The 15315-nt window shown below is 45.4% G+C and carries 14 protein-coding genes; 4 read left to right on the top strand and 10 right to left on the bottom strand.

What is annotated here, in order from left to right:
• Positions 1–15 precede the first annotated feature (15 nt).
• The 5 genes from FE810_RS07775 to FE810_RS07755 all read right to left on the bottom strand — a co-directional run bounded on the left by FE810_RS07775 (position 16) and on the right by FE810_RS07755 (position 4451).
• Complete coding sequence (locus tag FE810_RS07775; RefSeq protein WP_171022299.1) at positions 16–519, bottom strand: RNA polymerase sigma factor; 504 nt, start codon at positions 517–519, stop codon at positions 16–18.
• Positions 516–1673: an ABC transporter permease gene (locus tag FE810_RS07770; RefSeq protein ID WP_138319461.1), complete on the bottom strand. Its 1158-nt coding sequence runs from the start codon at positions 1671–1673 to the stop codon at positions 516–518. The genes FE810_RS07775 and FE810_RS07770 overlap by 4 nt, the downstream gene beginning before the upstream one ends.
• On the bottom strand, positions 1667–2416 hold the full coding sequence (locus FE810_RS07765) for an ABC transporter ATP-binding protein (protein ID WP_138319460.1): 750 nt from the start codon (positions 2414–2416) through the stop codon (positions 1667–1669). The genes FE810_RS07770 and FE810_RS07765 overlap by 7 nt, the downstream gene beginning before the upstream one ends.
• Positions 2417–2425: 9 nt before the next feature.
• Positions 2426–3871, bottom strand: coding sequence for an alpha/beta fold hydrolase (locus FE810_RS07760; protein WP_138319459.1), 1446 nt, complete (start codon positions 3869–3871; stop codon positions 2426–2428).
• Positions 3872–4010: 139 nt separating this feature from the next.
• Positions 4011–4451 carry a Spy/CpxP family protein refolding chaperone gene (locus FE810_RS07755; protein ID WP_138319458.1) on the bottom strand — a complete coding sequence of 147 codons (441 nt, stop codon included), beginning with the start codon at positions 4449–4451 and terminating at the stop codon, positions 4011–4013.
• 272 nt (positions 4452–4723) lie between these two features.
• Here FE810_RS07755 and FE810_RS07750 point away from each other — a divergent pair, with 272 nt between their 5' ends.
• The 3 genes from FE810_RS07750 to FE810_RS07740 all read left to right on the top strand — a co-directional run bounded on the left by FE810_RS07750 (position 4724) and on the right by FE810_RS07740 (position 7945).
• Positions 4724–5425, top strand: coding sequence for a response regulator transcription factor (locus tag FE810_RS07750; protein WP_138319530.1), 702 nt, complete (start codon positions 4724–4726; stop codon positions 5423–5425).
• A 134-nt stretch (positions 5426–5559) separates the two neighbouring features.
• Positions 5560–6852 (top strand): ATP-binding protein, encoded by a 1293-nt coding sequence (locus FE810_RS07745; protein WP_171022298.1) that lies wholly within the window; start codon positions 5560–5562, stop codon positions 6850–6852.
• A gap of 19 nt (positions 6853–6871) precedes the next feature.
• Entirely contained in the window at positions 6872–7945 is a 1074-nt protein-coding gene (locus tag FE810_RS07740) for an alpha/beta fold hydrolase (RefSeq protein ID WP_171022297.1), read from the top strand.
• Here FE810_RS07740 and FE810_RS07735 read toward each other — a convergent pair.
• The 3 genes from FE810_RS07735 to FE810_RS07725 are packed head-to-tail and all read right to left on the bottom strand — an operon-like array spanning position 7932 to position 12992.
• The gene (locus FE810_RS07735) at positions 7932–8840 is read right to left on the bottom strand and encodes a cation diffusion facilitator family transporter (RefSeq protein ID WP_138319455.1); all 909 of its coding nucleotides are present in this window, start codon (positions 8838–8840) and stop codon (positions 7932–7934) included. The genes FE810_RS07740 and FE810_RS07735 overlap by 14 nt on opposite strands.
• Before the next feature lie 27 nt (positions 8841–8867).
• Entirely contained in the window at positions 8868–11936 is a 3069-nt protein-coding gene (locus FE810_RS07730; protein WP_138319454.1) for an efflux RND transporter permease subunit, read from the bottom strand.
• 3 nt (positions 11937–11939) lie between these two features.
• Complete coding sequence (locus FE810_RS07725; RefSeq protein ID WP_171022296.1) at positions 11940–12992, bottom strand: efflux RND transporter periplasmic adaptor subunit; 1053 nt, start codon at positions 12990–12992, stop codon at positions 11940–11942.
• Positions 12993–13173: 181 nt separating this feature from the next.
• Here FE810_RS07725 and FE810_RS07720 point away from each other — a divergent pair, with 181 nt between their 5' ends.
• Positions 13174–13758: a TetR/AcrR family transcriptional regulator gene (locus tag FE810_RS07720; RefSeq protein WP_138319452.1), complete on the top strand. Its 585-nt coding sequence runs from the start codon at positions 13174–13176 to the stop codon at positions 13756–13758.
• Positions 13759–13770: 12 nt separating this feature from the next.
• Here FE810_RS07720 and FE810_RS07715 read toward each other — a convergent pair whose 3' ends face one another.
• Positions 13771–14235, bottom strand: a complete 465-nt coding sequence (locus tag FE810_RS07715; protein ID WP_138319451.1) for a tRNA (cytidine(34)-2'-O)-methyltransferase — start codon at positions 14233–14235, stop codon at positions 13771–13773.
• Between the two features lie 70 nt (positions 14236–14305).
• Positions 14306–15313, bottom strand: coding sequence for an NAD(P)H-dependent glycerol-3-phosphate dehydrogenase (gene gpsA / locus FE810_RS07710; RefSeq protein WP_138319450.1), 1008 nt, complete (start codon positions 15311–15313; stop codon positions 14306–14308).
• Between the last annotated feature and the right edge of the window lie 2 nt (positions 15314–15315).

The raw sequence follows: 15315 nt of genomic DNA, 5'->3' as shown, positions 1-15315 counted from the left end.
ATCAAGAACCTATAGTTACTCATTCATCAACTTTGGCTTGCAGCGGTTGATGATAACACCGACATTAATGCTGGTTAAGCCACAAATATCGGCGATTTGTTGATAGTTAAAACCTTCTAAAAACAGGCTGATAACCTGTTTTTGTTGTAACGGAAGACCGCGAATTTTATTCAGTAGTTGCTGATATTGCTGTTGCCTGACCAGCTCGTCATCGAGCTGAGTGCCAGTGAACTGGCATTCATTTGGGTCTACCTGAGCCTCTTCCACTTGCCGCACCGCTTTTTGCACATGAGATATACAACGGTTCTGAGCAATTCTCGCAAAATATGTCTTAATAGAAGCGTTACCAGCAAATTGCTGATAGCTCTGCCATATCGCCAGCACCACTTCCTGCAACAGTTCCTGCTGAATTTGAGGATTGCGCTCGTAAGAAGCGACCAGACGTTCAAGCATGGGTAAATGCTCCTGCAAGTCTTCTTCTAGCTGGGATTTTGCTCGCCACTTCTTCCAAAAGATCATTGCGATTGAACCAGAGACTCCTGAAATAATTGATGTCGAACTAGCATCAGACATGCGAATGTTAAAAGCAAGCAAATTACACCTAATCCTGCCACATCAAATGAATTTACCGATTGATTCGAAAAGATATTTTGCAGTATCTGCTGATGCCCAAGTAATGGCAGCCAGGCGCTATCGATATGCTGATTAATAGAATCTGATAAAAACACAATCAACATCGGCATAAAGCTGAACATGGTTAGATAGCTTTGTCCTTCCTTGTAAGTTTTCGCGGTAAGTGCCAGTAACATCTGTACGCTGCAAACTAATAACGCCAGAGGGATCATAATCAAAGTGGCATTAACAAGCTGCGGCAAGCCATCATGGAGCACCAAATCCAATTCATAAACCGGGAGTCTACCGAGCATTGAAAAACTTAAGTACATGGTAACAATCATGCCAACAATGCCCAACGCACTACCAACCAGCCATTTGCCAATAACGATTTGGCTACGCGGTACTGGTTGCGATAACAAAGGCATAAGCGAACCACGCTCTCGCTCGCCGGCGGTAGCATCATTGATATAGTTCAAGGTAATAATAAATGGCGATAGCAACAGGAAAATTAACAGACTATCTAAAAATCGACGCGCACTGGCCGACTGCTCGCTAATCGTAAAGGTTTGTAATTGCCACTTGCTCTGCTTCGGATCAAGACCAAATTGCAGCAGGTTAGTCTGCTTCTCATTGTTCACAAAAGCGTTAAGTATGGAAGCGGCTTTTTGCATGCGCTTGTTACCTGAAGTAGTACTCGTGTCAGCATAAAGCGACAACTGATAATGTTCGGTGCCGGAAGCAGTGGTTAGAGTATCAACGCTGATTAACACCGCTGCGTTGTCACTTTCAAGAGTTGCCAGAGCCTGTTCAACATTACTGTCAAAGTATTCAACATCGAGCTGACGATACTGCAGATATTGCTGTACATATTGAACTTGTTCGGTTTCCCCCACCAAAATAACATTTAGCTCAGTGTCTTCGACAACCAAACTAATGACTCCCTTGATTACAATAAATAGCACCAGGGGACCGAACAGGGCATAGGCAAATGTTGCCAGTAATGAGCGCTTGTCTCGCCATAATTCCCGTAACTCTTTTGTTATCAACGCCGCTAGCATGAGGCCCCCTTAACTCTATCCTTTGTTATCTGTTGTTTGTAGTTGCTGATCCGATGAATGAAGCTTTTTTCCAGGGTCGTATGCTCCTGCTTGAACGAGTCTAAGTTCCCTTGAAAACAAACCTGGCCATCATCAATAACCACGAGTTGGTCACATAAGATGTCAATTTCCTGCATCACGTGGGAAGAGAACAGAATACAACAGCCCTGTTGTTTCAAATCCAGTAGCAATTCCCGCAATGCGGCGATTGCCAACACATCTAAGCCTCGGCTTGGCTCATCAAGTACCAAATATTTAGGTTTGTGCACCAAGGCTCGCGCAAGGCTTACTTTCATCGACTCTCCCGTGGAAAAGCCAGCAACTTTACGCTCTGCTATCTCTTGCATTTGCAATGTTTCGATAACCTCACTCGTCGCCCGAGCAACGTTCTTCACTCCCTGCATAGCCGCGTAAAACTCAATATTTTCTCTGGCACTAAGATGCGGGTACAAGCCTTGGGACGTGAGCAACAAACCTAATTGCGCCTGGGCTTTGCGAGGTTGCTCCCCCACAGAAATGCCATTTACATGCACATCGCCTGCATCCGGCTTGATCAACCCGGAAAGTATTTTTAAAGCGGTCGACTTACCGGCACCGTTTACCCCAAGCAACCCGGTAATCGTGCCCGGCAAACAACGAAATTCGATATTGTTATTGGCATGCTTATCTGCAAACGATTTACATACCTTTTTAAATTCAATCATTACCAGCTCCTATAAAGTAAAGGGCAACGAGCCCTGGCGAATCGCACATTCTGGCTTGGCGATAGATTTTTGTTCGAGAAATTCCGCGATCAAATTAGGCACACATCCTTGGTAAGAAACGATATGACCGCTATTGGCAATGATCAGATGGGTGGAATTCGGTAAATATTTGCGTGCCTGTTCTGCGCTTTGCTCAGGGGTAACCGGGTCCAATTCCCCAGAGAGAAGTAAGGTGGGTACCTCGATAGCTTCTGGCGCCTCAAAAGGTTGGTACAAACTTGCATCCTGGGTACCACAGGCCTGTTGCCAAAACGAAAAATAGCTATGTTTTACAAAGCTCTTTTGCCCTTTAGCTATAGCGTATTCTTGCCCTTGTTCACTAATGTGCTCCTGACACAGTACACCTAGCGTTAAGCCAAGATACATGGAATTCGACGCGCCGCTACCGGCCATCATCGCTAACCCCTGAATCATCGAATAATCACCGTTATAGGCGCGTTCCACCGCCATAGGAATACGGGATGCGCTGATTGGCGAGTACAAAGCCGTGCGAATAAACTGGGCTAAGTCCAGGCCTGTTACTCCCTGTAACTGACCGTGAGATAATGGGGTTTCGTTGAGTCTATTGATAATGGCGGATAATTGCTGCGGCCAATCCGGATAGGCATGCTGGCACCCGGTATTTTCTTGGCATAGTTCGACCAACCTTTGTAACGCCTGCTGTGCATAAACGGCGCCCTCTGCCAGAAACTGGCTATCAAGGCTTACTACAGCATCGAGTATCATCCCATCGACAGCATCTGGATAGGCACTGGCGTATGCCTGAGCCGAAAAGGTGCCGTATGAACCACCCCACAAAGTAATATTATCCAGCCCTAGATATTGGCGTACCGACTCTAGATCCTCAACGTATACGCGAGTGGTTAGTTGCCCTAGTAACGGGTTGATTTTCTGACGACAGCTCTGTAACGCCCGAGTCGTTTGTTGCAGGGTAGCCAAAGATGCAGTCTCACAGCTAATTGGTAGGCTTTTGCCGGTACCGCGTTGATCAACAAAAATAATATCGCGTCGTTTAATAATGGCGGCAAAGGCCGTTGGAATGAAACGACCCAGCTCAGTTGCTGCCTGCCCTGGCCCGCCTGCGAGGACAAACAAAGGCGGTAAAGTTTCGCCACTGCGGCTTCGAACCCGACTTACATGGATACGCACCCTGCCTTCATCTGGCTGTTGATATTTGCGAGGCACCTCAACAAACCCGCATTCAGCCGGTTGTGAATATCCTGGTAAATAACAACCTTCTAATAACGACTCCTGACTCGCCGATGCTAATGGTGCCACGAGTCCGCCAATCAGACCAAACACGGTCAAAAACAGCAAAGTCCAGAGGTTTTCAAAAACCTGCTGCCATTTTCTGACAGAACAAACGTTATTGGTTTTATCACGATATTTTTTCACTTTTCGATTCCCGGTAATCCATTGTTAGTGTTTTAGTCTCAAGGTCCGAGAATTTATTACAAAAAAACCTAAATTTATTTTCTGGCAACAAAAAACGCCCTCAAATGAGGGCGTGTGTCGTTTACGAAAACTTGGTATATCACTTTCGTTGTTTGCGCTCTTGCTGCATTTTTTCAAACTTCACCTGTTGCTCCGAATCTAACACATGGTAAATCTGATGCATGGTTTTGGCTTTGATTAATTCGGCTTGCTGCTTCTGCTCCTGCGTACTTTGTTGCAAAGCCATAAATGCATCTTCATTAAAGGTGTCGGCTCTGATAATCGCCTGTAGTTCCTTACGATTTTCATCTTTATTTGGCGCCAATGCGTGTAATTGCTGCTTACTTGATTCGCGAATTGTTTTAATCTCAGATTTTTGTGCCTCGGTCAAATCAAGGGCGCGGAACATCTTTGTCATTTGCTGAGATTTTCCACCTCGGTCACCTTTAGACATAGACTTATCAAACGCCATACTGGAAAATGCCAGACTGGATAGCAATACCAGAAGTACAGATGTGTTAAAAGTTCTTGTACGTGTCATTATGTTGTTCCTCTTCACTAACTAAGTACGATAGCAATATTAGCCAAAACCAATGCAAAGTAGTGCAAAGGCTGTGTAAATTTTAAGTAAAGGCTTTCACCCTGAACTAAATTCAGGTTAGATTTACGTTATTCGGTTGCCTTTCATCATGGCGAATGCAATTTCACCGTCAGGTCATTGCCATATCTAAGGGTTTGAATAAAGCCGATACCTGAATTACATTGAACGCGTTTAACCTTATTAAAGGACCTAAGCGACTAGAGGGCATTATCGTGCAGCAAAAACCTATTTTATTAATTGATGATGATCAGTCTTTGGCAGAATTGCTATCTGAATACCTGGCGACAGAAAACATTAAAATAGAGGCTTGCCACGATGGCTTAAGCGGTTTGCAAAAGGCCAGAAATCAGGATTATTCGCTCATCCTGCTCGATGTGATGATGCCAGGCTTAACTGGCTTTGAAGTGCTGCAGGCACTAGGCGGGCAACATCACACCCCCATAATTATGTTAACGGCCAAAGGCGACGAAGCCGATCGGGTTCTCGGCCTGACTCTAGGTGCCGACGATTATTTACCTAAGCCCTTCAATCCCGCGGAGCTTCTGGCTCGCATTCAGGCAATTTTCCGACGCATTGAAATTGTCGCGCATCAAAAAGCACAGCAACCGATTTCGTGTAACCAGATAATTCTGACCCCAGCAACCCGGCAAGTCGAATACTTGAATCAGCCGATTGAACTTACCGGTACCGAATTTGAAATGCTGCATTTGCTGATGCAACAGCCTAATCAAGTGGTTAGTAAAGAAGCCCTGTCGGAAGGTGTGCTCAATCGGCCGCTGGCAAAATTTGACCGAGGTATTGATATGCATATCTCGAATATTCGCCGAAAGTTACAGCAACAGGGTAAAGAAGACTGTATCAATACTGTCCGCGGTGTTGGCTACATCTTTAACTCCGGGGTTCATCCATCGTGAGTTTATTCTCAAGACGCTGGTACTCATCACTTTTTATTAAGATGTTCCTGGGTTTTTGGCTCGTTGCAATCGTTTCTATATTTGTCACTCGCTGGGTCAGCGTAAATTTCATAACGCCCCCCCAAGCGGCACCATTGGACTTTAAACAACAAAAATTACTATCAAGAACCAGCAATCGTTTAGCGCAATCGCTAAATCAGATGCCCAAGGCGGGATTACTTAAGCTCGAGCCATGGCTGCGACGCAACGGCCGGGTACCTCGTGATATTTGGCTGTTCGACAGAGACAGTGATCGTCTATATACCAATGCTCGTTATCCAAAACCTGTGGTGCATGATCGCCTGGAAAAATTGAATTATCCCCAGCCGGTGAAACTAACATTGCCGGGTTATCTGTTAATTGGTCCACAATCCCTGGAGGTGGGCCAGAATAACGTTCAGCTTTATGTTGGCATTCCTGAAAAGCCGGAACAACAGGCCGGTTTTTTCAAAAACCTACCGGACTGGTTAAGGCTACTTTCGCTAATACTGGTTTCGGCATTCGTGTGTGGGCTACTCACCTGGCTTTTGATTAAGCCCGTCAAACGCCTAACATCCGCAAGCCGACAATTTGGTCACGGTGAATTGGATACTCGACTACCTGAATTCGAGCGTCGTCACGACGAACTTGGTGAATTAGGGCAGGCATTCAACCGCATGGCAGAACAATTAAATCAGCATATCAAAGCCCATAAAAGGTTGCTAGGGGATGTCTCCCATGAATTACGCTCTCCACTTACGCGGTTACAGTTATTGATCAGTCTGTTAGAAAAACAAAGTCAAACGATGCCGCAGATTCAGGAAAACCTACAACGCAGCCGCAATGAAGTTGAGCAACTCGATGATATGGTTGGCAAAGCGTTGGCCTTGTCGCGCCTGGAAAATCAACTAACGCCTTTAACAATGCAACCCCTGGACATGCGGAAGTTATGTCAGGATATTATTCAGGAACATCAGCTATTGGCGCAAAGCAAACATATTGAATTGCACTTTGATTGCACTGAAGATTTACCACTTCATTCTTATTCGGGCGATCGGGAAGTACTGCATAGCGCCATTAGCAATGTATTGAATAATGCCATTAAATATTCGCCCGAAAACAGCGTGGTCAGCCTGTCTCTGGCTGGATCAAAAAAGCATGTATTGATCACGATTAGCGATCAGGGGCAAGGTGTAGCAGAAGAGGATATGGAGCGCATTTTCAAACCATTTTTCCGAGAAGATAACTCTCGCACCCGACAAACCGGAGGCACAGGACTGGGTCTTGCCATCGCCATGGACGCCATTAAACGCCACCATGGACAGATCATTGCCCGTACCGCAAATGATAAAGCTGCCCAACCAGGCCTTTCCGTTGTTATCGAATTACCTTATGATAATGCTCAGTAATTTCTTATCCGAATCGGTAATGTCGAGAACAATCTACAGCTGTTTATTGATTCTGGGTCTAGCTTCAGGAGCCGTTCAGGCAATGCAACACACCTATTCCTGGTCTTTGGAACAACAACTGACAGAGAATATTGATGGCGTCATCCGTGAACGCTTCAGTCAAGGTCAACAAGCAGTGTTACACCGTAACAATGCCCCTGATCTACACTATTATCGCCTCATCAATGACCCAAAGAATCCTTGTATCGTCATCTCTCCCGGACGCGGAGAAGGCTATTTAAAATATCAGGAGTTGGTTTTTGATGTGACCAATAATGGTTTTAATGTTGCCATTATTGATCATCGGGGTCAGGGGTTATCGGACCGCGAACAGTCCGAAAGACATCGAGGCTATGTGCAATCTTTTGATCATTACGTCGATGATCTGCATCACGTCGTCCGCTCAGAAATTGCCCCTTTTTGCCAGGGACCTATGTTTTTATTGGGCCATTCTATGGGGGGCACGATTGCTAGCCTGTATGTACAAAAATACCCTGAGCATTTTCGAGCAATGGCCCTATCTGCGCCTATGTTTGCTTTAGACAAGGGTAATCTGCCCCGCTGGCTCGCCACGTCGATGGTCTCGATGGGCAGTGGCATCAATCATCTTTTTAGTGACCAAGCCTGGTATTTTTTCGGGCATGGCCCGTATAAAAACAAGACTTTTGCCGACAATGATTTGATGCACTCGAAAATCCGCTATCAAATTTTCCGGCAAACCTGGGAGCAACACCCAAAAGTGCAACTGGGGGGGGTAACATTTTCCTGGCTTAACGCTGCCCTTGATGGCATGGACAAAACTTTTGCGCAACTATCGCAACATAAAACACCGACACTCATGTTGCAGGCTGAGCAAGATACGGTGGTGGATAATCAAGGGCAAAATGAATTTTGCCGGCAATTGCAATCATTGGGCAATATCACTTGTGAACAGGAAGCACCTGTGGTGATAACAGGGGCGAAACATGAAATATTGTTCGAATCAGACCCAATGCGTCAATATGCACTGACTCAGGTTTTCGATTTTTATAATGCCTTTGTCAGCGCTCAATAGGCGAAGTACCTGAAGCAACAGGGTCTTGATGAATGATCACCTGACAATCGACAAATTCTGCTTCCAGTGCATGTTGCACCTGATCACTGATGCGATGGGCTTCGATCAGCGATAATTGCTGATCCAGCTCTAGATGAAATTGTATAAATCGGTGTTGACCAGAGCGCCGAGTTTTAAGCTGGTGGTATCCCACGACCTCCTCAGGCCTACGGATGATTTGATCAATGCGAGCCAATTCCGTCTCCGGTAATTGATGATCCAGCAATTGTTGCACGCTCATATAAGCCAGTTGCAGCGCCCCCCAGATTAAATACAGGCCTATCAAAATTGCCAACAATCCATCGGCAAACTGCCAATCGAATTGATACAAAACTAACGCCGTGATCACGGCAAAGTTAAGCATTAAATCGGACTTATAATGCAATTGGTCGGCTTTGATAGCCAATGAATCAGTCTGTCGAATCACGTAATACTGAAAATTAACCAGCCCCAGAGTTAATATAATGGCGATAACACTCACCACAATTCCCCAAAAGGTATGTTCGATGGCAGTAGGATTGAGCATGCGATCCCAACCATGAACAATTAGCAGGACCGCGGAAACACTAATTATGCCCCCTTGCAGTAAAGCGGCCATATTTTCTGCTTTGCCATGACCAAATCTATGCTCATTGTCTGCCGGACGCAACGACCAGCGGACAATCAACAAATTGGTGACACTGGCGACAAGGTCAAATAAAGAGTCTAATGCGGAACCGAGCAATGATGCCGAGGGCGAATAGTGCCAGACAACGAGTTTTGTCAACAGCATCAGAACGACAACCAAAACCGCCACGCTCGTTGCCAGAGTGACAAGTTTTCGATATTGACAGTTTTCTCCGGCCGTATTGTTCATCGTGTCCTGCATAAGTTAATGATTATCTTACTGACTATGACTCACTTTGATTTTATATAACGCACTGTATAGCACAGGAACTGCCACTAGAGTCAGCAGCGTTGCGAAAGTAAGGCCACCCATAATGGTTACCGACATATCGGCAAAAAATGGGTCAAATAACAATGGCGCCATCCCTAATATCGTGGTGATTGCGGCTAACGTTACTGGCCGTAAACGACTGGTACTTGCTTCGACAATCGCCAGCGATTTATCCTTACCCTCTTCAATCTGCAAATCAATTTCTTCAATTAAAACAATCGCATTTTTAATTAGCATACCAAATAAGCTGAGAAAACCCAGCAATGACATAAAACCAAACGGCATATCCGTTAATAATAAACCACTAACGACACCAACCACAGCCATAGGCACGACCATCCAAATGATTAATGGCTGGCGCACTCTGGCAAACAGCAGCACAGAAACCAGGAACATGATAAAAAATCCCATGGGCAGCCCTGCTCCTAAAGCCTGTTGAGCTTCGGCCGACGATTCATATTCGCCACCCCAATGCATCGCATAACCATCAGGTAGTGACAGAGCTGCGATGGGCTCTTTAATTCGGGCCAAAGCCTGAGCCGCGGTCTCGTTAATACCCGGGTCGGCCATCACCGTAATGGTACGCACCCGATCTCGACGATTGATTAATACCTCTTCACTTTCCAGAGAAATGCCGGTGGATAGCTGTTGAAATGGGATATATTTACGCTGCTCGGAACTCCAGACCTGTACATTGACGATATTTTCTACGTTGGTATTGCCCGGCTTATTGAGCTGTACCAGGCCTGGCTGATTGATTTTAGCAACAATCGGGTAGCTATAATCACCATCCTGAATCGAACCTAGCTGTAATCCATTACTTGAATACTGAATAGCATCAGAAAAGTCCGCCCGGGAAACACCTGCGACACCCGCGTTAAATTCATCAAAATTAGTGTTGATCGCCAACCCCTTTTGACGCCAGTCATGACGAATATCACGGATCAAACCATCTTTTCGCAGAAGGTGTTGCGCCTGCTCGGCTAAATTACGTAGAACATCTGCATCTGGGCCTGAAAAGCGAATCCCTAATTTTGCTCCTCCACCCGGACCAAACTGCATTCTTTCGAGATAGAAATTGGCATTGATATCCACTAACGCCAGTTTGTCAGGTAAGGTTTTTAGATACGGAGCGATACGTTCAGCATCATCCATACGAATCAGTAATAGGCCATAGCTTTCATTTCTTGATTGTGGATTATAAGTGAGGGTAAAGCGGTCAGCGCCGGCACCGATATAGCTGGTAATCGACGTTACATTGTCATCCGCCATCAGAAGCTGTTCAACCTCAGCAATGACTTGTTCAGTACGTCGGATATCCTGATCTTGCCCTCCCCAATAATGCACAAAGAAAATCGGCGCATTAGACGCTGGGAAAAATCCTTGTTTGACCTTACCAAAGCTGGCATAGGCGCCGATGGTAATAAACACCAGTAGCGCAATGGTAACAGCCCGATATCGCAATGCCAGGCCTAGCAGGCCTTGGTATTTCTGATATATGCCGGCCGCCTGACTTTGATCTGGCGCATCCTTACCTACCTGGTAAAAATAGCTGCCAAATAACGGAGTCACTGTAACCGCCAATAACCAGCTAAGCATTAGTGATATTAAAATAACCGCAAACAGTGAGAACAGAAATTCGCCGGTGGCATCATCGGACAGACCAATACCCGAAAACGCTGCAATGCCAATCACTGTCGCCCCTAAAAGTGGCCACTGGGTTCGTTTGACAATAAATGATGCGGCATCAATGGCTGATTTACCCTGTCGCATTCTAAGCATCATACCTTCTGCGACGACAATAGCGTTATCAACCAGCATCCCCATAGCTATCACCATGGCGCCTAAAGAAATCCGTTGCAGTTGTAAATCGAACAGCCACATCAGCAAAACGGTGCCCATCACCGTAATTAATAACACACTGCCCACGACCAGACCGGAACGCCACCCCATAAACAGGCACAAGGTAAGCGATACCACGGACACAGACATGACAATGTTGAGGATAAAACCATCCACCGCGTCATCCACAATCTGCGCTTGGTTGTATATGGGGCTCAAGCTAATACCGATAGGCAAAGACTGCAATATTGCATCAATTTTTTCATCAACATTCTTGCCGACTTCAACAATATTTATATCGTGCTGCGCAGAGATTGCCAGAGTGATAGCCTGTTGGCCATTATGATGAATGATACTGGGTTGAATTTGTGTGGGTTCGACTGTCAGACGGGCAATGTCGCGAACTTTAATCGATTTGTTTGAGCCAGGCAGCACCAGCGTCAGATTATTTATTTCATTTAACTGATTACGCGACTCTTCAACCAGAATCCGAACCTGTTTGCCTTCCACCAAAATACGCCCGCCATGGAAGGGACGAAAATTGTCACTGAATAAGCGCACGACATCAGGAAAAGAAATGCCTAGCCCTGCTAATTGATATGGGTCGATATTGGCAACAATTTGCTCCTGTAGTACGCCATTAACATTAACGCGGGCAACACCGTCGGTCGTTAATAACTCTCGACGTATGATACGCGCAAATTCGCGCACTTCGCGGGCACTAAAATCCGGCGCCGTCAGGGCATAATAAAGCCCGGAAACATCACCGAAATCATCGACGACCGTCGGTTTACCTGCACCTTTAGGTAACTGAGCACTAGCATCTCGAAGCCGCTTGCGTAACTCGTCCCAAATTTGCGGTAATTTATCCGCATCGTAATGACTTTCGATTTCGACGGTAATTTCGGAAACACCGGGCTTGGAAGTCGATGTTAAGCGCTTGAGTTGCGGCATTTGTTGCAATGCGATTTCTAATGGCTCAGTAAGCTCTTCTTCAACCTGTTCAGCCCCTGCGCCTTCGAATTGGGTAATGACCTGCGCCATCTTTATGGTAAATGCTGGGTCTTCCAAGCGCCCAATGTTACTTAATGCCAGGGCGCCACCCAAAAGCAGAATCAACACTAAAAGCCAGATATTGACTGGCTTTTTAATAGCATATTTTGCAATATTCATTGATTATGGCGCCTTATACGGCGTGACCTGCTGACCTTCAACCAGTTGATTGACACCAGCCCGGACGATGTGATCCGATTCGGTTAATTCCGAATCGACAATCACTCGCTTGCCGATAATCTTAAGCACTGTGACGGTAACTTTCTCCACCGATTTTTGCTGTTGCTGATAACGCCAGACGAAAAAACCCTTATTCTTATCTCCAACCAGTGCACTTAATGGTAAAACCAAACCGCTTAGTGGCTGGCTATTTTCCAGAGTTACTTCCACCTTTGCCCGCGCCCCGGGCGTAAATACCTGTTTATCGACTGGCTCCATCGCAAAGACCACCTGGTATGTTTGGGTAATGGGTTCGGGTTGAGTTCGATGCTCAACGTACTCCACGTCAAAACTTGGAGAATTTCTAGAAAGTAAAGTTGCCGTTGCCGAAACTAACTCATTATTGGCGTTTGCCGATAAAATCCGTTCCGGTACGTTAAATGTGAAATAAATTCGGGAAAGATCCTGTAAGCGGGCTATCGACTTGCCAGATTGCACATAACTGTTATTGTCTACCAACCTTTCGGAAACCTGAGCATCAAAGGGCGCTCGAAGTTGGGTATAACTTAAATCCTGAAGCGCATTGTTTAAATCTATTTTCGCCAATTCCATCTGAGTTTCTGCATTATCATACATACTCTGAGACGCCATTCCTTTGTCGAACATTGTCTTGATCCGACCTAAATCCTTTTTAGCAATATCGAGTCTGACCTGCTGCTCATCAACCCGACGTTCAAAAGGCGCTCTATCAATGCTTGCAAGTAAATATCCTTTTTTAATTTTCTTCCCCTGAACTAAATCCAATTGATTTAAGCGACCAGAAACTTCAAAACTTAGCTCAATAGTTTTCACTGCAGAAACCGTAGCTGGAAAAGAATATTTATTTTGATGAGGCACAGCTTGAACCCTGGCAAGTTGAACCACCGCAGGTTTCTCATCCAATGCTTTAACGGCAGACTCCTGATCACAAGACAGTAGGCCGGTGCACATAATAAATAGCAAAATCTTTCTAAACATAGCCACTCCAATATCTCCGTTAAGGTTAGCAGAGAGTAGATAATGGTGAGAGGTTAACATATTTACACAATTTGTTAACTAATTAACCTAGGTTTTTGATATTTTACTGGGGAATACTTTAAATTTGATCTAAGATAACCTCAAATTATACTATCAGGCCAAGTGTCAGACTGATCCAATCATGCCCAACCAAAGTCGAGATCGTAAACAGCAAATTCTGAGCGCTGCCCGCAGGTGCTTTTTCCAGTTTGGTTTTAAGCCCACCACTATCTCTATGATCAGCAGCTATGCAGATACCTCACGAGTTACTATCCATAAACTGTTTAGTGGCAAAGAAGATATCTTCAGACAGGTCGTAGAACAACATTTTCACCACACTCAAGAGCAAGTAAAAATGCACCGAGTTCAGATGACGAACATCTGGCAGGTGGTGGAAAATATCGTGATGGTATTAGGTCAACCGGTTTTTCAGGACATTAAAGACAAGAAAGTGCATCAAGATCTCGTACAATCGTGTATGCAATATGCAGAAGACTTAAGTCAGAATCAGCGCCAATTTGTCCGCAAAAATCTAACTGAATTGATTGTATTCGCGCTAAATAATCAACAGATTACATTAGAGCACCTTGATATGAGTTGTGCCGAATTGGCACAGAGCATTGAAACTAATGTTTATGGACTGCTGCATAGTAATATCGATTTGCAGGCGCACCAAACTTTGCAACAGCTATTGAAAATCTATCGGGCAGCAACCCGAATCGAATAACACGATGAGTAATTAGATCGCATCTACAAACCCTACCTGACGCCAAGCTTCATAACTGATAATAGCGACCGAGTTGGCCAGATTTAGTGATCGAGCGTCCGGCATCATCGGGATACGAATACGATGACCATCCGGTAGATTATCGCGAATTTCATCAGGCAAGCCATGGGTTTCGGAGCCAAACAGCAACACATCTCCAGGTTCGAAATTTACCTGGTGATAGTGAACCGCGCCTTTGGTAGTGCAGGCAAAGATTCGTTTATCTGGAACGGCTTCTAAAAAAGCCTGGTAATTTTTGTGTCGGGTGACATTGGTCAAGTCATGATAATCCAGACCGGCACGCTTTAGTTTTTTATCATCAAAATCAAAACCCAAAGGTTCAATTAAGTGTAATCGGCAACCATTATTCGCCGCTAAACGGATGATATTCCCGCAATTGGGTGCGATTCGTGGTTCAAATAATGCGATCTCAAACATAGCAGTCCTCAGACAATGCGCTTTTTAGGTGCTGAATATCGATAGACCTGAAGACAATCAGGTCTATGATTTAACATTCACTGGTAGGGTTACGACCGAGTAATTGCAATGCGGCATCGGCAGCCGGCTTGCCTTCGTAAAGAACCTGATAGATTTGCTCGACGATGGGCATTTCAACGTTTTCACGTTTTGCTAACATAAACACTTCTTTGGTATTGCGATAGCCTTCGACCACTTGACCAATATTGTGTTGCGCTTCATCAACAGACTCACCAGCCCCTAATGCTAGGCCAAAACGACGATTTCGAGATTGGTTGTCGGTACACGTAAGTACCAAATCTCCTAATCCAGCCATCCCCATAAAGGTTGCAGGATTCGCGCCAAGCTCGACGCCGAGTCGACTCATTTCCGCAAGACCACGAGTAATTAAGGCGGTTCGTGCATTCGCTCCAAAACCAATACCATCGGCAATACCTGCACCAATAGCAATCACGTTTTTTACCGCGCCACCTAACTGGACACCGATAAAATCGCTATTTTGATACACCCGAAATGAAGTTTGACAGTGAAGACGGTGCGCAAGGCAATCGGAAAACTCTTTGTTTTGAGAGGACAACGAGATTGCCGTTGGTAACCCCGCAGCCATTTCTTTCGCAAAGGTTGGTCCTGACAATACCGCTAAAGGCACATCATCGCCAAGAATTTCTCGAGCAACATCTTGTAGCAAACGCCCTTGATCAGGATCTAACCCTTTAGTAGCCCAAGCAATTTTTACGCCCGGTGTTAACATCGGCTTGATTTTAACCAGCATATCTCGAAACGCATGGCTTGGAACCACGATTAACAAAATATCACTCGCTACCACGACTTTTTCCAAATCCGCTTCAGGTTTCAGCGCATCAGGAAAAGTAAACCCCGGTAAATAAGCCTCGTTCGAGCGACTGTCCTGCATTGCAGCAATATGCTCAGGTTTGCGGCCCCATAACAATGTTTCCTGACCATTTCTGGCCAAGCAAAACGCCAGAGCGGTTCCATAGGAACCGGCTCCAAGTACGCTGATATCAGCTTGATGTGCCATAA

Source organism: Thalassotalea litorea (assembly GCF_005843925.1).
GTDB classification, from domain to species: Bacteria; Pseudomonadota; Gammaproteobacteria; order Enterobacterales; family Alteromonadaceae; genus Thalassotalea_A; species Thalassotalea_A litorea_A.
The sequence above is the reverse complement of the archived record's forward strand: the minus strand, read 5'-3'. Positions and strand labels throughout refer to the sequence as shown.